We start from the raw sequence: 19,669 nt of genomic DNA on the forward strand, positions 1-19,669 counted from the left end.
ACCTGGCACCGGGGTCCGCGGCCCTGGCGGCCTGGGCCGACTCGGTGGACTCCGAGCAGCTGCCGGACTACGAGCTCGTCGAGCAGATCGCCGCGCTGGAACGGACCGCGTCCTGGGCCAAGGCCCGCCAGCTCGCCGCGATCGAGGTGCTCTCCCGGCGCGATGCGATGAACCCGGCCTGGCCCGTCGCGGTTTCCCAGTCCGGCATCGTCGGCGAGGAGATCGCCGCCCGGCTCGGTACCTCCCGGCAGGCCGGCCGGGAGCTGGTCGAGGCCAGCAAGCTGCTCGCCGGCGAGCTGATGGCGACCGGGGACGCGTTGGAGGTCGGGGATCTGGACTGGGGCAAGGCCAAGATCGTGGTCGCCGCCCTCAAGGACGTCCCGTGGCAGGTCGCGCAGGTCGTCGAGGACGTCGTGCTGCCCACGGCGGGTGAGCGGACCCCGACCCAGCTGCGCGCCGACCTGCAGAAGGCCCTGATCGCGGTCGACCCCGCCGACGCCGAGGAGCGCACCGCGCGCGCGGTCGACACCCGGCGCGTGTGCAAGCCCAAGGTCCTCCCGGACGGGATGGCCGGCATCTGGTCCGTGCTGCCCGCGTTCGTCGCGACCGCGATCGACACCGCCCTGAGCGACGCCGCCCACAAGGCCAAGCGCGCCGGCGACACCCGCACCCTCGACCAGCTCCGCGCCGACGCCTACACCGCCACCCTGCTCGGCGACGGCGGCTGCACCTGCGCAGACGCGGGTGTGGCTGCCGGCGAGACCCGCGAATCGGTCAGCAACACCGAGACCGGCACGGACTCGGGCTCGGGCTCGGGCTCGGCTTTGCCTGGTGCCAGCCGCTGTGCGGCGGGTACGGGCAGCGGCATCGGCGCCATCGCCGGGCAGATCCGCATCGACGTGACCGTGTCGCTGGCGACGCTGCTCGGGCTGGACGAGGACCCCGCCCAGCTCGCCGGGTACGGCGCGATCACCGCCCAGACCGCCCGGCGCCTCGCCGCGAACGGGACCTGGCGGCGGCTGGTCACCGATCCGCAGACCGGCACCGTGCTGGACGTGGGCAAGACCCGGTACCGCCCGCCAGAGGACCTCGCGGAGATCATCCGAGCCCGGGACCCGTACTGCGTGTCCCCGATCTGCAATGCCGTCTCGCGCCACTGCGACCTTGATCACCGGGTGCCGTTCAACCCCGACGGCACCGGCGGAGCCACGTCCGCGGAGAATATTTTCCCGGCGTGTCGCCGGGATCATCTGCTCAAGACGCACGCCGGCTGGACGTACGACCGCGCCGACAACGGCACGATCACCTGGACCACGCCCACCGGGCACACCTATGGCTACAACTCCCCGACCCCGCCCGGACACGAGCACCTGCCCCAGGTCGAACCCGAACCCGGGCTCGACCCGGAACCCAAGGCCGCACCCAAGGTGGAGCCGGAGCAGAAATCGGAAGCGGACGACCCGCCGCCGTTCTGAGGCGCCGCTGTTTACGGGCGGAGGTCTGCGGATCCAAGCGGCCAGAACACCGGGAATTCCGAGCGCGAGGCACTGAGCGCTCACTTGATCGATCCCGCGGCGAGGCCCGTCTTCCAGAACCGCTGCAGGAGGAGGAAGAGCACGATGAGCGGCACCACGGAGACGAACGATCCCGTGATGATCGGCTGCTGAAGCTCCGGTCGCTGGTTGACCGACGAGTACCAGTTGAAGAGCCCGAGCGTGATCGGGTACAGCTTCTGACTCTGCAGCATGACCATCGGGAGGAAGAAGTTGTTCCAGATCCCGATGAACTGGAACAGGAAGATGGTCACCAGGCCCGGCGCCAGCAGCCGCAACGAGACCTGCGAGAAGATGCGGAACTCCCCCGCCCGTCGAGTCGCGCCGACTCGAGGATCTCGTCGGGTACCGCTGCGGTGGTGAAGATCCGCGCGAGGAAGACACCGAAGGGATTCACCACGCTCGGCAGGATGACTGCCCAGTACGTGTTCACCTGGTTCACGGCCGAGAACATGAGGAAGAGCGGCAGGGCCAGCGCCGCCGAGGGTACGAGGACGCCACCGAGGACGACCGAGAACAGGAAGTCGCGGCCTCGGAAGCGGAACTTCGCCAGGGCATACCCGGCCAGCGCGGACAAGAACGTGCCGATGAGAGCTCCCCCGCCGGCGTAGATCAGGCTGTTGCCCGCCCAGCGGACGAAGATGCCGTCCTGCGCCGTGACGAGGGTCTGCAGGTTCGCGATCAGATGGAAGTTCGCGAACCACAGGCCGAACGTCGAGGAGAAGTCCCCCTGGGATTTCGTTGCCGACACCATCAGGAAGTAGATCGGGATCAGGAAGTAGATCGTGAGGACGACGAGGATGCTCATGGCCCCGATACGAGCCGCCAGGCTTTCGCGGGAGCCGGCGCACTTCTTCGGGACGCGACCGCGATCCGTTGCCGGTCTGATTTCCGGCGACAGTGTCGCGGTCATTGTTCTGTCTTCCTGCTCGTGATCCTCATGAAGCCGAAGCTCAGGATGTAGGTGGCGACCGCGATGACGACGGACATGGCTGCCGCCTCTTGGTAGTTGTTTCCGCTCGCTATGGCGTAGGTCATCATGTTCGGCGTGAATGTCGTCGAGACGCTCGGCGCGATCTGGGCGAGGACGGCGGGCTCCGAGTACAGCTGCAAGGTCCCGATGTATGGAGAAGACGCTCGTCAGGATGATGGACGGCAGGACCATCGGCACCTTGATCCGGAGCGCGATCGCCGCATTGCTCGCGCCGTCCAGACGTGCCGCTTCGTAGATCTCCTGCGGGATCGCCTGCAATGCCGAATAGATGATGATCATGTTGTAACCGGTCCACAACCACGTCGAGATGTTGGCGATCGGCCAGAGGATGCTGCCCGGGCTGAGGAAGTCCGCGTGGATGCCGACCTCTCCCAGCAGCGAGACGATCGGTGACAGCTGCGGGTGGTAGAGGAACGACCACATGATCGCGGCGATCAGACCGGGCACCGCGTAGGGCATGAACGCGGCGAGTCGAAAGAAGGCCTTGAACCGCACGAGTCGCGAGTCGAGCAGGAGCGCGATCAGCAGCGAGAGAAACAGCATGACCGGGACCTGGACGACCCCGAACAGGCCGACCCGCCCGACGCTCGCCCAGAACTCCGAGCTCGCGAACACTCGCTCGTACTGGGTGAAGCCACCGAAGACCGTGCGCTGCGTGCCGAACTGCCCGGCTGACCGCTCGATCTTCGAGAAGCTCTCGCCGATCGCGTACAGGACGGGCGCCAGGTAGAAGAGCACGAAGGGCACGAAGAACGGCAGCAGGAAGGCAGCGATCGTCCGGGGGCGCGCGCCGGGTCGATAGCGAGTGCGGGGGTTCGCGCCCGTCGTCGGTCGAGTGCGGCGGGTGGCCGTGGGCGTGGTGGTGGTGCTGGAGACTGCCGGTGGGGCCGGCGCCACGGTCATCGTTCGACCTACTTCGAGGTCGTGACGGGTATCGCCTGAGCCTTCATCGCCGACACGACGGCGTCCTGCGAGGTCGCGAGCGCGGCCGACAGGTCGGTCCCGTCGGCAACGGCCTTGGTCATCGCATCCCCGAGTGAGTTGTGGCCGACGACCTGCGTCGGGCCCCACTGCCAGGTGCTGTCGATGTTCTTCGCGGCCCCGCTGAAGACGTCGAAGATGGACGGCCTCATAGTTGTGCGTGCCGCCCTTGATGAACGCCACCGTCGAGCCGCCCCAGTCACCCGCCCTGCTCTGGCCCTCCTGTCACTGCGGGAGCGGTGCGACCCTTAGACGAAGGCGAAGTCGCGGCTGGCCTCCGGTGCCGCGAACCAGAGCTCGGCGACGACCGCCGCCGTCGTGTCCTTCTCCAGCAGCACCGGCAGATCCATCGCGACGCTCAGCGAGCCGCGAAGGCCCACCCGGTGCCAGTTGGGCAGCATGGGCGGATTGAGCACAACGCCGGTGGTGGCGTTGATCGGACCTGGCGCCGCCACGCCGATCCCGAGCAACTTCGATCGGTCCACTCCGGACTCGTCGAGTAGCTTCTCGATCGTGACGACCATCTCGCCGACCACCCTCGCCGGGTGCTGGACGGTCGGGGTGTGCGTGCTGACGTGATCGCGCACCTGCCCCGCCAGGTCGACGACGACGTAGGTCACCACGGCCGGGTCGATGTGCACCCCGATCGCGAAGCCGCCGTCGGGATCGAGCCGAACGATCTTCGGCGGCTTGCCGCGACCGGCGGCCGGCAGCACGGACTCGGTCACCAGCCCCGCGTCGACCAGCCGGCGGCACACGTTCGAGACGGTCATGCCGCTGAGGGCGGTGAGGGCGACGAGATCACCGCGCGCGATGCCGCCAGGACGGCGGCGAATGGCATCGAGGACGACCGAGACGTTGAATTCCGCAACAGCCGAAATATTCGTTCCGGTACGGGCCACTTCCGCCGCTCCGATCCATCACCCCGGGGGCGCAGGTGAAGTGCTGACGCCAGTTCCAGAGCCTAGCGGCGCAGCCGAGAGCCACGAGCGCCCGGACGGGAGAGGACCCGCGGCGGGTCGGCCCGCAGCCACGTCAGCAGGTCCGGAGTACCGTGGAAACAGCCGATCGGAGGTCTGCTCCGGGCCTCCCGGCGGACCGGTTGGGAGGCGGACATCATGGTCACGTCCATCGTTCTCCACGCGGGTGCGGAATCCTCGCGCGAACCGATCGGGGCCGTGCGATGAGCACCGGGGGCTCCGTCCTGGTCGTCATCCTGGTGCTGGCCGTCATCGGCCTGCCGATGGCGATCAAGATCGTCAAGCAATACGAGAAGGGCGTGCTGTTCCGGCTGGGACGGCTGCGCGGGACCCGCGAGCCGGGCCTGCGGATCATCGTGCCCGTGGTCGACGTGCTCAAGAAGGTGTCGCTGCGGATCGTCACGATGCCGATCCAGTCACAGGGCATCATCACCCGGGACAACGTGAGCGTCGATGTGTCCGCCGTTGCCTACTACCGCGTGGTCGACGCGGTGAAGTCGGTGATCGCCATCGAGAACGTCCGCGCCGCCATCGACCAGATCGCCCAGACCACGCTGCGCAAGGTGGTCGGCCAGCACACGCTCGACGAGATCCTCGCCGAGACCGACCGCATCAATGTCGACATCCGCGAGAACCTCGACGTCACCACCGCCGCGTGGGGCGCCGAGGTGACCCTGGTCGAGCTCAAGGACATCCAGCTACCGGACGGCATGAAGCGAGCCATGGCGCGGCAGGCCGAGGCCGAGCGCGAGAAGCGGGCCAAGATCATCAACGCCGAGGGCGAGCACCTGGCCGCGGCCGCGCTCGGCGAGGCGTCGGACATCATGATGGCGCACCCGCTGGCGCTCCAGCTGCGCAACCTGCAGAGCCTCGTCGAGCTCGGGGTCGACAAGAACACGACGGTCGTCTTCCCCGCACCGTTGATGAGCACCATCGGCGAGCTCGGATCGTTCCTCGCCCGGGAGGCGGCCGCCGCCGCGAAGCACGCACCGGAGGCGTAGGCACGGGTCGTGCCGCGGCGTCAGCGCCGCTCGATCAGCTCGGGCGGCGCGCCGACACGCTCAGCGTGCGGTCACGCGCCGCCACCAGGCCCTGCTCCAGGATGACCGTGTCGGTCGCGCAGGTGAGCATCGTGACGCCACGGGCGAACCAGTGCTCGGCCATCTCCACCGAGTCGCAGTGCAGGCCGGCCACGATCCCGTTCGCGTCGCACGCCGCGACGATGCGGTCGATCATCGCGCCGATCGCCGGGTCGGTGCGGTAGGTGGCGCGGCCGAAGCCGGTGCTCAGCGCCAGGTCGTTCGGCCCGACGTAGATACCGGCGAGCCCCGGGACCGCGGCGATCTCCTCGACGGCCGCGAGCGCGGTCGCCGTCTCGACCATCACGAAGCACTGCACCTGCGCGTCCGCCTCGGCCGGCGCCGGTGCCTCGCCGCCCCACACGGGCCCCCAGCTGCGAGCGCCGTCGGACCCGAAGCGGCAGGCGGCCGAGGCGGCCCGCGCCTGCGCGACGCTCTCGACCATCGGCACGATCACGGCCTGCGCCCCCAGGTCCAGGGCCCGCATCAGGTACTCGGGACGGTTCCACGGGACGCGGACCACGCACCGCGCACCCCCGGCGCGCACCGCCCACGCCGCCGGGTGCAGGTTCGCCACGTCCAGCAGACCGTGCTGCAGGTCGAGGCAGACGTAGTCGAAACCCGACCGTCCGAGCACCCGGGCCACGGCGAGCGAGTCGCCGTTGCTCCACAGCCCGAACGAGGCCTTCGCGCGATCGATGGTGCCCATTGGGAGTCTCTTCTCGTGTGAGGTGATGGGGTTCAGTGCGATTCGCGACTGACCTGGTCCCCGCTCGACCCCACCAGGAAGTCGAGGTCCGCGCCGGTGTCCGCCTGCATCACGTGATCGACGTACAACTTCTCCCAGCCCCGGCTCGGGGCCGCGAAGCCGGCGACCGTGGCGGTGTCGGGCACGCGGCGGGCGAGCTCGTCCGCCGGCACGTCGAGATCGATCCGCCTGGCCTCGACGTCGAGCACGATGTAGTCGCCGGTCCGCACGAGGGCGAGCGGGCCGCCCGCGGCGGCCTCCGGGGTCACGTGCAGCACGACCGTGCCGTACGCCGTCCCGCTCATCCGTCCGTCGCAGACCCGGACCATGTCCCGGACGCCGCGGGTGAGCAGCTTCTTCGGCACCGGCATGTTGGCCACCTCCGGCATCCCGGGGTAACCCTTCGGACCGCAGCCGCGCAGCACGAGGACCGAGTCGGCGTCGACGTCGAGGTCCGGGTCGTCGATCCGGGCGTGCAGATCCTCGATCGTGTCGAAGACGACGGCCTTGCCGCGGTGCTTGAGCAGCCGGGGAGTGGCCGCCGCCGGCTTGACGAGCGCGCCGCCCGGCGCGAGGTTCCCGTGCAGCACCGCGATCCCGGCGTCCGGCTGGAGCGGTGCGGAGCGGATCGAGATGACCTCCGGGTCCCAGATGCGCGCGTCGTCGAGGTGGTCGACGAGCGGCTTGCCGGTCACCGTGAGCGCCGTCGGGTCGAGCAGGTCCTTGACCTCGCGGAGCACCGCGAGCAGCCCGCCCGCGCGGTGGAAGTCCTCCATCAGGTACTTCCCGGCGGGTTGCAGGTTCACCAGGAGCGGGACCCCTGCACCGATGCGGTCGAAGTCGTCGAGCGTGAGCTCGATCCCCGCCCGGCCGGCGATGGCGAGCAGGTGCACGACGGCGTTCGTGGAGCCCCCGATCGCGGCCAGCGCGACGATGGCGTTCTGGAACGACCCCCTGGTCAGGATGCTGCTCGGGCGGCGCCCCTGCGCGACGAGCTCGACCGCCAGGCGGCCCGTCTCGTGGGACGCCTCCAGCAGGCGGCTGTCCGGTGCCGGGGTGCCCGCAAGGCCGGGGATGATCATGCCGAGCGCCTCAGCGACGAGCGCCATCGTCGACGCCGTGCCCATGGTGTTGCAGTGGCCCCGGCTGCGGATCATCGAGGACTCCGAGCGCCCGAACTCCTCCTGCGAGAGCGTGCCGCCGCGCACCTCCTCACTCAGCCGCCAGACGTCCGTGCCGCAGCCCAGCGCCTTCCCGGCGAACGTGCCGGTCAGCATCGGTCCACCCGGGATCACGACCGCGGGCAGGTCGACCGACGCCGCCGCCATCAGCAGCGACGGGATCGTCTTGTCACAGCCGCCGAGCAGCACGACGCCGTCGATCGGGTTGGCCCGCAGCATCTCCTCGGTGGCCATCGCGGCCATGTTGCGCCAGAGCATGGCGGTCGGGCGCACCTGCGTCTCGCCGAGGGAGACGACGGGCAGGTTCAGCGGGATGCCACCCGCCTCGTACACCCCCTGCCGCACGCTCTCGGCGACCTCGTTCAGGTGCGAGTTGCACGGGGTGAGGTCGGACGCCGTGTTCGCGATGGCGATGTGCGGGCGACCGTCGAACGCGTGGGCCGGCAGGCCCCGCCGCATCCAGGCGCGATGGATGTACGCGTTGCGGTCGGCGCTGGCGTACCACTGGGAACTACGCTGTTCCGCCACTGAGCCATCTTCCATTTGTCGGAATGAGGATCTAACATTCGGAATATTATGCAGAGTACTCGTCCTGGCGAACCCGCGGAAGCGCCGCGCGAGGAGCGTCTGGTCGGATCCGACCGGGTCCTGGCCGTACTCACCGAGCTTGCCCGGCACGGCGACGGGATCGGCCTCGACCAGCTCTCCCGCGCCACCAACAACCCGAAGCCCACCGTGCACCGGGCGCTCGTCGCGCTGCGCCGGGCGGGTTTCGCCCACCAGGACACCCGCGGGCACTACGTGCTCGGCGACGAGTTCCTGCGGCTGGCGTTCGCCCATCACGAGGCGCGCCCCGATCACCTGCGGGTGCAGCCCATCCTCACCGAGCTCGCCCGGCGCTACGGCGAGACGGCCCACTACGCCGTGCTCGACGGGCGCTCGGTCGTGTACCGGGCGAAGGTCGATCCGCCGGTCGGCGCGATCAGGCTCACCTCGGTGGTCGGCGGTCGCAACCCCGCGCACGCCACCGCCGTCGGAAAGCTCCTGCTCTCCTACGAGCTCGGCGACCTCGCCGCGGTGCGCGCCTGGGTCGGGCCGCGCGCGCTCGAGCGACCGACCGGTCGCACGGTCTCGAGTGCCGAGGCGCTCCATGCCGCGCTGTGCCAGATCCGGGACGCCGGCTACGCCGTGGACGACCAGGAGAACGAACCCGGCGTCAACTGCCTCGCCGTGCCCGCCTTCCTCGCCTCGCCGACCGTCCCGAGCGGCGCAGTCAGCGTCAGCGCGCTCGCATACCGCACCCCGCTCGCCGTGCTCGTCCAGGACCTGCCCGCCCTGCGCGCGACGATCGGCGGCCACCGGGCACCGGAGCCCTCCGCGTGACGACCCGAGCCTCGGCATGAGGGCGTTCGTGCTCACCGGCCCGCGCGAGTTCGCGGTCCGGGACGTCCCCGCCCCCGTCCCCGGGCCCGGCCAGGTCGTCGTGGACATCGATCGGGTCGGGGTGTGCGGGACCGACGTCGAGTTCTTCACGGGCGAGATGTCGTACCTGCACTCCGGGCAGGCCACCTACCCGATCCGGCTCGGGCACGAGTGGTGCGGCACCGTCTCGGCGGTCGGCGACGACGTCGATCGCCGCTGGCTCGGGCGCCGGACGACCGGCGACACGATGCTGGGATGCGGCGCGTGCCGGCGGTGCGCGGCCGGCCTGCACCACGTGTGCGAGCGCCGTTTCGAGATCGGGATCCGCGGCGGCTGGCCGGGGGCGCTCGCCGAGCAGCTACTGGTTCCCGTGAGCGCGCTGCACGCACTGCCGGACGAGGTCGACGCCGTGGCTGGCGCCCTGGTGGAACCGGGCGGCAACGCGCTGCGTTCGGTCCGCGGCGCCGACCTCTCCCCCGGCGACAGCGTCCTCGTCCTCGGCCCGGGGACGATCGGCCTGCTCGTCGCGCAGCTCGCTCGCGCCGCAGGTGCCGAGGTGCACGTGCTGGGCCGCTCGGAGCGGTCCCTCGCCTTCGCTCGAACCCTCGGCTTCGCCGGGGTGTGGGCGGACGGCGATCTCCCCGACCTGCCGTGGGCCGCCGTCGTCGATGCGTCGAACGCACCCGGGCTGCCCTCGCGAGCTCTCGAGCTCGTCGAGCCGGGCAAGCGGGTCGTCTACGTCGGGCTGGCCGGGAGCCCCAGCATGATCGACACGCGCTCGCTCGCGCTGAAGGACGTCACCGCCGTAGGCATCCTCAGTGCCTCCGCCGGCCTCGACGGGACGATCGAGCAGTACGCCTCCGGAGCCGTCGATCCGAGCCCCCTGGTCGCCGCGACCGTCGGCCTGGACCGGGTCGGCGCCGTGCTCGGCGGCTGGCGCCCCGCCGACGCAGGGCAGGGGCCCAAGGTCCACATCGACCCGCGGCTCTAGCCGCCCGCCCGGGCCACGGGAGCCCGTGCGACCTGCGCCTGGAGTGGATTCACCCGCCGATCGGCTCAGCAGAGCCGGAGCGGTGCCGATAGGCCGAGTATCGACCTCAGCTGACTCGAGCCCTCACGCAAGGACCACGATGACCGCCAACTCGCTCGGCCGGCCGGCGCGTGCGGCTCGGGCGAGCGGTGACACCGACCTGCTGGTCGCCACCCGCAGCGGGCGGGCCGGCGTCTGCATCGTCGTGGTCCTGCTCGCGGTGAGTGCCTTCGCTGTCTGGTCCTCGCAGGCGACCGGGATAGCGGCCGAGCGGGCCGTGCGGGCCAGCACCATCTCGGACGACTACGCCCGGGCCGCCATGGCCGTCATCGAGGAGGAGTCGCTCGCGCGCCTGTACCAGCTGGAACCGGCGCACGCCGTCCGCGAACGCCTCGACACCACCGCCAGCAACGTCTTCAGCTCGCTGGCCGAGGTCCGGCGGGACGGCGATGCCGGCGACCGCCGCCTGGTGAAGCGGGTTCTCGGGCGGCAACGGGACTACCTCGATGCGATCGATCGGCAGTTCGCGGCGTCCGATCGCGGCTACACCGCGACCGCGGCCGCCATCGACCTGGGCGAGGCTGACCCCGCGATCGACGAGATCCAGGACGCGGTCGCCTCCGCAGCGAGGGACCAGCACAAGACGGCGTTGCTCGAGCTCGAGCACCTGCGCCACCTCGAGGCGACCGCACGCCGCCTCACCCCGGTGGTCTTCCTCGCCGGGCTGCTGCTCGTTGCCGCGCTCGCCTCGATCACCGGCGGGCACCGCCGGCAGCTGAACGTCGAACGCGCACGCACCCTGCACGACTCGCGGCACGACACCCTCACCGGGTTGCCGAATCGCACGCTGCTCGCCGAGCGCCTGACGCACGAACTGCGCTCGGACGCGCCGGTGGGCTCCCGGACCGGGCTGCTGCTGATCGACCTGGACCGGTTCAAGGAGATCAACGACACGTTCGGCCATCACTACGGCGACGAGCTGTTGACCCAGGTGGGCACCCGGCTGGCCGCGGAGGTGTGCGACGGCGATCTCGTCGCCCGGCTCGGCGGGGACGAGTTCGCCGTCCTGCTGACCGACGTCGGCAGCGTGCACGAGGCGTCCAGAATCGCCGGCACGCTCCGGACCGCCCTCGAGACGACGTTCCATGTCGAAGGCGTCGATCTGGACGTGGAGGCGAGCGTCGGCGTCGTGCTGTCCGGCGAGCACGGCGATGACGCGACCACGCTGTTGCAGCGCGCCGACATCGCGATGTACGTCGCGAAGGCCCAGAACCTCGGCGTGTTCGCCTACGACCCGGCGATCGACGAGCACTCACCGGCCAAGGTGGCCCTCCTCGGTGACCTGCGCCGGGCGCTGGACCACGGGGATCTGGTCCTGCACTACCAGCCCAAGGTGGACATCATCACGGGTGGGCTGGTGGGCGCCGAGGCGCTGGTGCGCTGGAAGCACCCCGAGCGCGGGCTCGTCTTCCCCGACGAGTTCATCCCGCTCGCCGAGCACACCGGGCTGATCGGACCGCTCACGGCCCAGGTGCTCGCCGCCGCGCTCAGCCAGATCCGGACCTGGTCCGACGCTGGCACGCCGCTGACCGTCTCGGTGAACCTGTCCGCCCGCAACCTGCTCGACGAGGCCCTGCCCGGCCTGGTCGCGAGCCTCCTCGACGCCCACGGGGTCGCGCCCGGGCTGCTCGAGCTCGAGGTGACCGAGACCGCGATCATGACCGAGCCGGTGCGAGCGCTCAGGCTGCTCGACCAGCTGACCAGGCTCGGGATCCGCATCTCGATCGACGACTTCGGGGCCGGCTACACGAGCCTCGGCCAGCTCAAGACGATGCCCGTGAGCGAGCTCAAGATCGACCGGTCGTTCGTGATGACGATGACCGAGGACCCCAGCAACGCCCTCATCGTGCGCAGCATCGTCGACCTCGGTCACAACCTCGGCCTCACCCTGGTCGCCGAGGGCGTCGAGACCGCCGGGGCGCTGGACGCCCTGGCCGCGTTCGGGTGCGACGTCGCGCAGGGCTACCTGTTCTCCCGGCCGCTGCCGGTGGCCGCGTTCGACGCGTGGCGCGCCGACCGTCGGCCACCGGCGACGGCGGGCAGGCTGCCGGTGCAGCGCGCCGCCGTCACCTCGATCACGAAGAACAGGACACGGTGAGGTCCGCCCAGTCGGTGCGGTCGTTGCCACCGCCGTCGCCCGCGTCGCCCACCTGGAACGAGACCACGTCGACGCCGGTGAGGTCCACCGCGACGTCCCTGGTCTCGGCCTGGGCGATCACGCCGCTGTCATAGAGCGTCCGTCCGTCGCCGAGGATCGTGAACGTCGCCGTCCCGCCGGCGCCACCCCGCCCGGCGTCGTCGATACCGATCGTCATGCTCGCGCCGGTGCAGCGACTGCCGAGGTAGTAGTCCACGGCCGACGGCGACGCGACGCCGACGCCCTTCTCGTACGTCGTCGCCCCGAGCCGCATGGGCCCGCCACCGACCTCGAGGTTGACCTGCGGGTGGTTCCACCCGCTCGTGGCGCGCAGCCAGGGGTGGTCGCTGAGCGCCGTGCGCGCCACCGGCGGCGGCGGCACGACGTGCACGTACGTCGTGCTCGACGTCGCGACGTCGACGGGCTGACCGGCACGCTCACCCCGAGCATCCGGTCCCCCTCGCCATAGCCGCCGACGCCGGTCTGGAGGTACCGGGCCTGCGCGACCGCGCGCTGCGGGTCGGCGGCGGCCGCGAGCGCGGCGCGGACATCATCGACGGCGGTCACGATCGCCAACCTGGACGACCTAGGCGGCCTCGAGGGCGGCCTCGAGCCGGTCGAGAAGTTCGACCTGCGCCACCACGATGAGCTCCCGTGCTTCGGCGAGCGGGCACCATTGAGCCCGGTCTAGCTCGGGGAACACCTGGCGCCGCCCCGATCGCGGTGGCCACTGCATCTCGAACGTGTTGCTGGTGATCGCGGTCGCATCGAGGTCACCGGCACGCGCCCACACCGTCACAACCTTTCCCCCGCTCCGGCGCACCGAGCCGAGCGCGATCTCCGGCCCTGGTGGTGGCGGCCGGCCGATCTCCTCGGTGAACTCGCGCACGGCGGCGTCGTGCGCATCCTCCCCCGGTGGGTGCTCGCCCTTGGGGATCGACCACGCGCCCTTCTCCTTGCTCGCCCAGAACGGCCCGCCCATGTGCCCCAAAAGCACCTCGATGCCCTGGTCGGTCCGGCGGTAGAGCAGCAGGCCGGCGCTGGTCAGCATGGCTCCACCGTACGGCCGCCCGCTGACCGTGCCAATCACGAGCCGGTCAGATCCGGCCGCTGGCGGTCGACTCGCCGGCGAGCCGCTGGCTCAGGTAGATCGGCAGGATCGAGGAGACCACCAGGACCGCCGCGACCACGTTGACGACCGGCGCCTGGTTCGGTCGGGACAGGTTCTGGAAGATCCAGATCGGCAGCGTCGTGACCCCGGGCGGCGCAGTGAACAGCGTCACGACGATCTCGTCGAAGGAGAGGCCGAACGCCAGCAGTGCGCCGGCGAGCATCGCGCCGCGCAGCAGCGGGAACGTGACCAGCCGGAACGTCGTGAACGTGTCCGCGCCGAGGTCCATCGACGCCTCCTCGGGAGTTGTGCCCATCCGGCGCAGGCGTGCGACGACGTTGTTGTACACGACGACCATGGCGAAGGTCGCGTGCGCGATGGCGACCGTCCAGATCGACAGCTCGATCTGCAGGACGGTCCGGAACGCGGTGCGGAACGCGAGCGCCGTGACGATCCCCGGCAGCGCGATCGGCAGCACGACGAGTAGCGACAGCGTCTGGCGGCCGAAGAACGAGTACCGGCCGAGGCCGAAGGCGAGCAGGGTCCCCAGGACCAGCGCAGCACCGGTCGCGATCAGACCGACCTCGACCGAGGTGAGCACCGCGGAGCGCACGGCGTGGTTGCCCAGCGCGCTCGACCACCAGTGCATCGTGAACCCCCCGCGGCGGCCAGGCGAACACGGTGCTCACGTTGAAGGAGTTGATCAGCACGATCCCGAGCGGCACGTAGATGAACGCGAGGCCGAGCACCATCGCGGCGCCGACGGTCCAGCGGACCCGGCGGGAGAAGATCACGGCGCGGCCCTCACAGGTTGTCCAGCGCGCCCGTGCGCCGCACGACTCGGCCGCCGGAACAGGGCGGCCGAGATGCGGCGGCTGATCAGCCGTTCTTGACGCTGCTCCATGCCCGACCCCACTCGGAGAAGGGGATGCACTTCGTGTCCGTGCGACCGTCGAGGCAGTAAGCCTGCGGCGTCGACCAGAACCACAGCTTCTTGAAGTACGCCTCGTCCGTCGTGGAAGGTAACGCAGTGCCGTTGCGGCTGAGGCTCGTAGGGCGCTCATGCCGCTGTCCCGTCTTGCGGCGGGACGGTCCCGGCCAGACCCACGGGTTGTGTGGTGCCGGGTTGACGCTTCATACCGACCTGCCGCCCCGGAGGGTCGGTCTTGTGGCCGGTGCTGCCAAGACATTCCCTCGCACCCTCCTGCGCCCTGAGAGCACGGCCTGGCCATCAGTCGTCTCCCCAGCTTTATAAACCTCACATGGCATGTGGGCGATGGGCTCATACATCAGATGTCTCGATTCCGCTGGATCCCTGTGCACGCGCGGGCATGTCGATAGCACCTCCGGTCGCACGCAGATAGATCAGATGACGCTAGAGTCGCCGAGTGATCTCCGACGGAACACCACGGCTCGTCGACGCGCACCTGCACGTCTGGAACCCGGCGACCGCGAGCTACCCCTGGCTGACCCCGGACCTGACCGTGCTGGACCGCGCCTTCGCGATGGCCGATGCCGAGCCGGACCTGAGCGAGCTCGGCGCCCAGGCCGTCGTGCTCGTGCAGGCCGCCGACAACCTGGCCGACACCGCGAACCTGTTCGCCCAGGCAGCGCGCGATCCGCGGGTCGCCGGGGTGGTGGCCTGGGTCCCGCTGGACCGGCCCGACGAGGCCGCCCGGCTGCTCGACGACTGGCGGGACTCCCCCGCTCCCGTCGTGGGGGTGCGCCACCTGATCCACCGCGAGCCGGATCCCGACTGGCTGATCGGCCCTGCCGTCGCGGACGGGCTCGAACTCCTCGCCGCGCGCGGCCTCTCGTTCGACGTGTGTGCCGAGAACCCGGCCCTGCTCGCGCACGTGCCCGTGCTCGCCGCGCGGCACCCCGGGCTGCGACTCGTCGTCGACCACCTCGCGAAGCCGCCGCTCGCGGCGCTGCGCTCGGGGCGGCGGACCGCGTGGCGCGAGTGGTGCGCGCTGATCACCGACGCCGCCGCGGCGCCGGGCGTCGTCGCCAAGATCTCCGGGCTCAACACGGCCGCCGGGCCCGGCTGGGAGGTCGGCGACCTGCGCCCCGCCGTGGAGCACGCGCTCGAGGTCTTCGGCCCGGACCGGCTCATGGTGGGCAGCGACTGGCCGTTCGCGCTGCTTGAGGCGACCTCCTACCGGCACGCCTTCGCGGCCGTGCTGGCGATCGCCGGCGAGCTCGAGCCGGGCGCGCGCGACGCCGTGCTCGCCGGGACCGCCGAGCGCACCTACTTTCCCGGCCGGCCGCGAGCCGGCGAACCACCCGCCACGAACCGGAAGAATGTGAGCCCACCATGCCCGTGATCACCAGCGTCGAGGTCGAGGACGTCCGGTTCCCGACGTCGCTCACCGCGGCCGGCTCGGACGCCATGAACAAGGACGGCGACTACTCCGCCGCCTACGTCGTGCTGCGCACCGACGGCCTGGACACCGCCGGTGCGCCGCTGGCTGGCTTCGGCCTGACCTTCACCATCGGGCGCGGCAACGACATCGTCGCCGCCGCCGCGATCCAACAGGCCCGGGCGCTCGTCGGGCTCGAGGTCGCGGAGATCGCCGCCGACATGGGCGGGCTGTACCGCCTGCTCACGTCCGACTCGCAGCTGCGCTGGCTCGGACCGGAGAAGGGTGTGGTGCACCTGTCGCTGGCCGCCGTGCTGAACGCCGCGTGGGACCTGGTCGCCCGGTTCGCGGGCAAGCCGCTGTGGCGCCTGCTCGCGGACCTGACGCCTGAGGAGCTCGTCGACGTCGCCGACCTGCGGTACCTCTCGGACGCGCTGACCCGGACCGAGGCCATCGAGATCCTGCGCAAGGCGGAGCCCACCAAGGCCGACCGGATCGCCGAGCTCGAGGCCACCGGCTACCCGGTGTACACGATGTCGGCCGGCTGGCTCGGCTACAGCGACGAGAAGCTGCGCCGCCTGTGCCAGGAGGCCGTCGACGACGGCTACGGCCACGTCAAGCTCAAGGTCGGCGCGGACCTGGCGGAGGACGTCCGCCGGCTCGGCATCGCGCGCGACGTCATCGGCCCGGACCGCAAGCTCATGATCGACGCCAACCAGGTGTGGGACGTCGAGGAGGCGATCACCTGGGTCGCGGCACTCGCCCAGTTCAACCCGCACTGGATCGAGGAGCCCACCAGCCCCGACGACGTGCTGGGACACGCGCGGATCCGCCGCGCCGTCGCGCCGATCGGCGTCGCGACCGGCGAGCACTGCCACAACCGGGTCATGTTCAAGCAGTTCCTCCAGGCGGAGGCGATCGACTTCCTCCAGCTCGACACCGGGCGGCTCGCGAGCCTCAACGAGATCATCGCCGTCCTGCTGCTCGCGGCGAAGTTCGGGGTGCCGGTGTGCCCGCACGCGGGCGGCGTGGGCCTGTGCGAGATGGTCCAGCACGTCTCGGTGCTCGACTTCGTCGCGGTCACCGGGGACCTCACGGACCGGGTCACCGAGTTCGTCGACCACCTGCACGAGCACTTCACCGACCCGTGCGTGGTCGCAAAGCACCCGGCGGGGGCCGGGGCGGGGTACGTGCTGCCGACCAAGCCCGGGTACTCCACCGAGATGTTCCCGGCGTCCGTCGCGGAGTTCAGGTTCCCGGACGGATCCTACTGGGCGTCCCGAACGCCCGCGGAGTCCGGGGCGTCCGGGCTCACGCCACGGGCACCGCGGTAGGAACGGGGGCGTCCGCTCGGAGCAGGCCCGCGGCGACCAGGTCGGCCCACAGCGAGACCGGGACGTCCGTCGCGGCGCGCTGGGCGGCCTGGGTCACCTGTTGGTGCGTGCGCACGCCGATCACCGTGGAGACCACGGCCGGGTGCGCGAGGGCGAACCGCACGGCGGCGTCGGGCAGCGTGACCCCGTGGGCCTCGCACAGGTCGGCGATCCGGTTGACCCGCGCGAGCAGCTCGGGCGGTGCCTGCTGGTAGTTGTACCGCGCGTCGGCCGGCGGGCGGGGCCGCGCGAGCAGCCCGGAGTTGTAGACGCCCGCGATCACGACGCCGACGCCGCGCTCGACGGCGAGCGGCAGCAGGTCGTCCAGCGCGCTCTGCTCGAGCAGCGTGTACCGGCCGGCGAGCATCACCACGTCGATGTCGCCGTCGCGCACGAAGTCGGCGAGCATCGCGGACTGGTTCATGCCGGCCCCGATCGCGCCGATGATCCCCTCGTCGCGCATCCGGGCGAGCTCGGGCAACGCCGCCTCGCGAGCCTGGGCGCCGTGGTCGTCGGGGTCGTGCAGGTAGACGATGTCGAAGCGGTCGAGCCCGCTGCGCTCGAGGCTCTCCTCGAGGGATCGGCGCACTCCCGCGGCCGAGAAGTCCCACTCGCGGCGCACGTCCGCCGGGACGTCGAAGCCGCCGGCGACGTCGCGCAGGTGCGCGGTCTCGGGGGACGGCCGCAGCAGGCGCCCGGCCTTGGTCGAGACGACGATCTCGTCGCGCGGGAACTGGCCCAGCAGCGCCCCGAGCCGTCGCTCGCTCAGGCCGAGGCCATAGTGCGGGGCGGTGTCGAAGTACCGGATGCCCTGGTCCCAGGCGGCCTGGACGGCGCCCTCGAGCTCGGCGTCGGTCGACGGGCGGTACAGGTTGCCGAACTGCGCGGCGCCGACGCCGACGGCGGTCAGCGCAAGGTCGCGACGGGGCAGGCGGGTGACGTCCATGTCAGTCCTCGGATCTGGTTCGTACGAGCGCGCATCGGGTTGCCCAACGGCGACGGTCTCCGACCGTACGCCGTCCTCGGTGCAAGATCCGGAAGGAATGGTGCGCCAGACGAGCCATTTCTTCCCAAGACCGACCAGTCGGGGTTGCGACTCTTGGTAAGACCATAGTATGGTCCGGGGACCTTGGTCCTAGTCGGCGTCGAGCGGTTCCTGCGGTCTGGAACCGGATCGACGGACCAGTACGTGAATTCCTCGCCCGAGCGACACCGACGTCGCTCGCGCACCTCCGAATCACCACCTTCGACAGCTCCGTGCCCCAGCCACCGTGAGACGCTCGAGACAGTGCGGCTGTCGGGACATTCGTCCCGGTCGGCGCCCACGTGCATCGCCGCGTGGAACGCAGTCCCGAGTGGCGAACCGTGCACCGTTTCGGCTCGCGGCTATGTGGATCACAAGAACAGGATGAAACCAACGATGGTTCAACGACAGATCCCCAAGATCCGCGACCTCGCTCCGCTGATGAAGTTCAAGGTGCCGGAACTGGACGCGAAAAAGCGTCGCCTGGACGCTGCGCTGACCATCGCCGACCTGCGCACGATCGCGAAGCGGCGGACCCCCAAGGCTGCGTTCGACTACACCGAGGGCGCCGCGGAGGCCGAGATCTCGCTGGCCCGCGCCCGGCAGGCGTTCGAGGACATCGAGTTCCACCCCTCGATCCTGCGGGACGTCTCGAAGGTCGCCACCGGCTGGGACGTGCTCGGCGGACACGTCGAGCAGCCGTTCGGGATCGCCCCCACCGGCTTCACCCGGATGATGCAGACCGAGGGCGAGATCGCCGGTGCGCACGCCGCGGCCAAGGCCGGCATCCCGTTCTCGCTGTCCACGATGGGCACGACCACGATCGAGGACGTCAAGGCGGCGAACCCTCGCGGCCGCAACTGGTTCCAGCTGTACATGTGGAAGGACCGCGACCGGTCGATGGCCCTCGTCGAGCGGGCCGCGAAGGCCGGTTACGACACCCTGCTGGTCACCGTGGACGTCCCGGTCGCCGGGGCCCGGCTGCGCGACAAGCGCAACGGCATGTCCATCCCGCCCGCGCTCACCCCGATGACGGTGCTCAACGCGCTGCCCAAGCCCGCGTGGTGGATCAACTTCCTCACCACCGAACCCCTCGCGTTCGCGAGCATCGACCGCTGGTCCGGCACGGTCGCCGAGCTGCTGGACACGATGTTCGACCCGACCGTCACCTTCGAGGACCTCGCCTGGATCAAGGACCAGTGGCCCGGCAAGGTCGTCGTCAAGGGCGTGCAGAACCTCGCCGACGCCCACAAGCTCGCCGACCTCGGGGTGGACGCGATCACGCTGTCCAACCACGGCGGACGCCAGCTGGACCGCGCCCCGATCCCGTTCCACCTGCTCCCGCAGGTCGTCAAGGAGGTCGGCAAGGACCTCGAGGTGCACCTCGACACCGGCATCATGTCCGGCGCCGACATCGTCGCGGCCATCGCGCTCGGTGCCAGGTTCACCATGATCGGTCGGGCCTACCTGTACGGGCTGATGGCCGGCGGGGAGGACGGCGTCGACCGCGCCATCGCCATCCTGTCCGAGCAGGTCGCCCGCACGATGCGGCTGCTCGGCGCGAACTCCCTCGAGGAGCTCAACCCGTCCCACGTCACCCAGCTCGCCCGCCTCGGCCCGATCCCCCCGGCAT

Annotated in this window: 18 protein-coding genes; 8 read left to right on the top strand and 10 right to left on the bottom strand. The window is 70.7% G+C overall.

Going from position 1 to position 19,669, the window contains the following annotated elements:
- A partial coding sequence (locus VIM26_RS10685; RefSeq protein WP_331950943.1) for a DUF222 domain-containing protein occupies positions 1 to 1,475 on the top strand: 1,475 nt, incomplete at its 5' end.
- Positions 1,476 to 1,555: 80 nt separating this feature from the next.
- On the opposite strand, the gene VIM26_RS10690 is transcribed toward VIM26_RS10685, so the two are convergent.
- From VIM26_RS10690 to VIM26_RS10705, 4 genes are all read right to left on the bottom strand, one after another.
- The gene (locus VIM26_RS10690) at positions 1,556 to 1,831 is read right to left on the bottom strand and encodes a hypothetical protein (RefSeq protein ID WP_331950945.1); all 276 of its coding nucleotides are present in this window, start codon (positions 1,829 to 1,831) and stop codon (positions 1,556 to 1,558) included.
- Positions 1,804 to 3,450 carry an ABC transporter permease subunit gene (locus VIM26_RS10695; RefSeq protein WP_331950947.1) on the bottom strand — a complete coding sequence of 549 codons (1,647 nt, stop codon included), beginning with the start codon at positions 3,448 to 3,450 and terminating at the stop codon, positions 1,804 to 1,806. Before VIM26_RS10695 ends, VIM26_RS10690 begins: the two co-directional genes overlap by 28 nt.
- Before the next feature lie 8 nt (positions 3,451 to 3,458).
- The gene (locus tag VIM26_RS10700) at positions 3,459 to 3,680 is read right to left on the bottom strand and encodes a hypothetical protein (protein WP_331950949.1); all 222 of its coding nucleotides are present in this window, start codon (positions 3,678 to 3,680) and stop codon (positions 3,459 to 3,461) included.
- Between the two features lie 96 nt (positions 3,681 to 3,776).
- Complete coding sequence (locus tag VIM26_RS10705; protein ID WP_331950951.1) at positions 3,777 to 4,430, bottom strand: ROK family transcriptional regulator; 654 nt, start codon at positions 4,428 to 4,430, stop codon at positions 3,777 to 3,779.
- 281 nt (positions 4,431 to 4,711) lie between these two features.
- Between VIM26_RS10705 and VIM26_RS10710 the strand changes: the two genes are divergently transcribed.
- Positions 4,712 to 5,509 carry a slipin family protein gene (locus VIM26_RS10710; RefSeq protein WP_331950953.1) on the top strand — a complete coding sequence of 266 codons (798 nt, stop codon included), beginning with the start codon at positions 4,712 to 4,714 and terminating at the stop codon, positions 5,507 to 5,509.
- Between the two features lie 34 nt (positions 5,510 to 5,543).
- Here the strand turns inward: VIM26_RS10710 and VIM26_RS10715 are convergent, their stop codons facing one another.
- Entirely contained in the window at positions 5,544 to 6,296 is a 753-nt protein-coding gene (locus VIM26_RS10715) for an HpcH/HpaI aldolase family protein (RefSeq protein ID WP_331950955.1), read from the bottom strand.
- Positions 6,297 to 6,328: 32 nt separating this feature from the next.
- Positions 6,329 to 8,044 (bottom strand): IlvD/Edd family dehydratase, encoded by a 1,716-nt coding sequence (locus VIM26_RS10720; protein WP_331950957.1) that lies wholly within the window; start codon positions 8,042 to 8,044, stop codon positions 6,329 to 6,331.
- A 48-nt stretch (positions 8,045 to 8,092) separates the two neighbouring features.
- Here VIM26_RS10720 and VIM26_RS10725 point away from each other — a divergent pair, with 48 nt between their 5' ends.
- The 3 genes from VIM26_RS10725 to VIM26_RS10735 all read left to right on the top strand — a co-directional run bounded on the left by VIM26_RS10725 (position 8,093) and on the right by VIM26_RS10735 (position 12,126).
- Positions 8,093 to 8,899: an IclR family transcriptional regulator gene (locus tag VIM26_RS10725; protein ID WP_331950959.1), complete on the top strand. Its 807-nt coding sequence runs from the start codon at positions 8,093 to 8,095 to the stop codon at positions 8,897 to 8,899.
- A 16-nt stretch (positions 8,900 to 8,915) separates the two neighbouring features.
- Complete coding sequence (locus tag VIM26_RS10730) at positions 8,916 to 9,929, top strand: zinc-dependent alcohol dehydrogenase (RefSeq protein ID WP_331950961.1); 1,014 nt, start codon at positions 8,916 to 8,918, stop codon at positions 9,927 to 9,929.
- A 139-nt stretch (positions 9,930 to 10,068) separates the two neighbouring features.
- A complete protein-coding gene (locus VIM26_RS10735) occupies positions 10,069 to 12,126 on the top strand; it encodes a putative bifunctional diguanylate cyclase/phosphodiesterase (RefSeq protein ID WP_331950963.1) in 2,058 nt (685 codons plus the stop codon).
- On the opposite strand, the gene VIM26_RS10740 is transcribed toward VIM26_RS10735, so the two are convergent.
- From VIM26_RS10740 to VIM26_RS10750, 3 genes are all read right to left on the bottom strand, one after another.
- Entirely contained in the window at positions 12,104 to 12,556 is a 453-nt protein-coding gene (locus tag VIM26_RS10740) for an NPCBM/NEW2 domain-containing protein (RefSeq protein ID WP_331950965.1), read from the bottom strand. The two genes, VIM26_RS10735 and VIM26_RS10740, sit on opposite strands and share 23 nt — an antisense overlap.
- Before the next feature lie 195 nt (positions 12,557 to 12,751).
- Positions 12,752 to 13,216: an NUDIX domain-containing protein gene (locus VIM26_RS10745; RefSeq protein WP_331950967.1), complete on the bottom strand. Its 465-nt coding sequence runs from the start codon at positions 13,214 to 13,216 to the stop codon at positions 12,752 to 12,754.
- A gap of 46 nt (positions 13,217 to 13,262) precedes the next feature.
- The gene (locus VIM26_RS10750) at positions 13,263 to 13,925 is read right to left on the bottom strand and encodes an ABC transporter permease (protein WP_331950969.1); all 663 of its coding nucleotides are present in this window, start codon (positions 13,923 to 13,925) and stop codon (positions 13,263 to 13,265) included.
- A 739-nt stretch (positions 13,926 to 14,664) separates the two neighbouring features.
- Here VIM26_RS10750 and VIM26_RS10755 point away from each other — a divergent pair.
- Both VIM26_RS10755 and VIM26_RS10760 read left to right on the top strand, forming a co-directional pair.
- Complete coding sequence (locus tag VIM26_RS10755) at positions 14,665 to 15,603, top strand: amidohydrolase family protein (RefSeq protein WP_331950971.1); 939 nt, start codon at positions 14,665 to 14,667, stop codon at positions 15,601 to 15,603.
- Positions 15,594 to 16,973, top strand: coding sequence for an enolase C-terminal domain-like protein (locus tag VIM26_RS10760; protein WP_331950973.1), 1,380 nt, complete (start codon positions 15,594 to 15,596; stop codon positions 16,971 to 16,973). The genes VIM26_RS10755 and VIM26_RS10760 overlap by 10 nt, the downstream gene beginning before the upstream one ends.
- Here the strand turns inward: VIM26_RS10760 and VIM26_RS10765 are convergent.
- Positions 16,951 to 17,958 carry an aldo/keto reductase gene (locus VIM26_RS10765; RefSeq protein WP_331950975.1) on the bottom strand — a complete coding sequence of 336 codons (1,008 nt, stop codon included), beginning with the start codon at positions 17,956 to 17,958 and terminating at the stop codon, positions 16,951 to 16,953. The genes VIM26_RS10760 and VIM26_RS10765 overlap by 23 nt on opposite strands.
- 474 nt (positions 17,959 to 18,432) lie before the next feature.
- Between VIM26_RS10765 and VIM26_RS10770 the strand changes: the two genes are divergently transcribed.
- Positions 18,433 to 19,669, top strand: a 1,237-nt coding sequence (locus VIM26_RS10770; protein ID WP_331950977.1) for an alpha-hydroxy acid oxidase, incomplete at its 3' end; no start/stop codon positions are given.

This window comes from Pengzhenrongella sp., from assembly GCF_036565025.1.
Taxonomy (GTDB): Bacteria; Actinomycetota; Actinomycetes; order Actinomycetales; family Cellulomonadaceae; genus Pengzhenrongella.

What these genes read in the sequence shown, in the direction of transcription:
- VIM26_RS10710 (WP_331950953.1), top strand. Translation starts at nt 4,712, where the DNA reads ATGAGCACCGGGGGCTCCGTCCTGGTCGTCATCCTGGTGCTGGCCGTC.
- VIM26_RS10735 (WP_331950963.1), top strand. Translation starts at nt 10,069, where the DNA reads ATGACCGCCAACTCGCTCGGCCGGCCGGCGCGTGCGGCTCGGGCGAGC.
- VIM26_RS10700 (WP_331950949.1), bottom strand. Translation starts at nt 3,680, where the DNA reads ATGAGGCCGTCCATCTTCGACGTCTTCAGCGGGGCCGCGAAGAACATC.
- VIM26_RS10725 (WP_331950959.1), top strand. Translation starts at nt 8,093, where the DNA reads ATGCAGAGTACTCGTCCTGGCGAACCCGCGGAAGCGCCGCGCGAGGAG.
- VIM26_RS10730 (WP_331950961.1), top strand. Translation starts at nt 8,916, where the DNA reads ATGAGGGCGTTCGTGCTCACCGGCCCGCGCGAGTTCGCGGTCCGGGAC.
- VIM26_RS10715 (WP_331950955.1), bottom strand. Translation starts at nt 6,296, where the DNA reads ATGGGCACCATCGATCGCGCGAAGGCCTCGTTCGGGCTGTGGAGCAAC.
- VIM26_RS10695 (WP_331950947.1), bottom strand. Translation starts at nt 3,450, where the DNA reads ATGACCGTGGCGCCGGCCCCACCGGCAGTCTCCAGCACCACCACCACG.
- VIM26_RS10745 (WP_331950967.1), bottom strand. Translation starts at nt 13,216, where the DNA reads ATGCTGACCAGCGCCGGCCTGCTGCTCTACCGCCGGACCGACCAGGGC.
- VIM26_RS10765 (WP_331950975.1), bottom strand. Translation starts at nt 17,958, where the DNA reads ATGGACGTCACCCGCCTGCCCCGTCGCGACCTTGCGCTGACCGCCGTC.
- VIM26_RS10750 (WP_331950969.1), bottom strand. Translation starts at nt 13,925, where the DNA reads ATGCACTGGTGGTCGAGCGCGCTGGGCAACCACGCCGTGCGCTCCGCG.
- VIM26_RS10760 (WP_331950973.1), top strand. Translation starts at nt 15,594, where the DNA reads ATGCCCGTGATCACCAGCGTCGAGGTCGAGGACGTCCGGTTCCCGACG.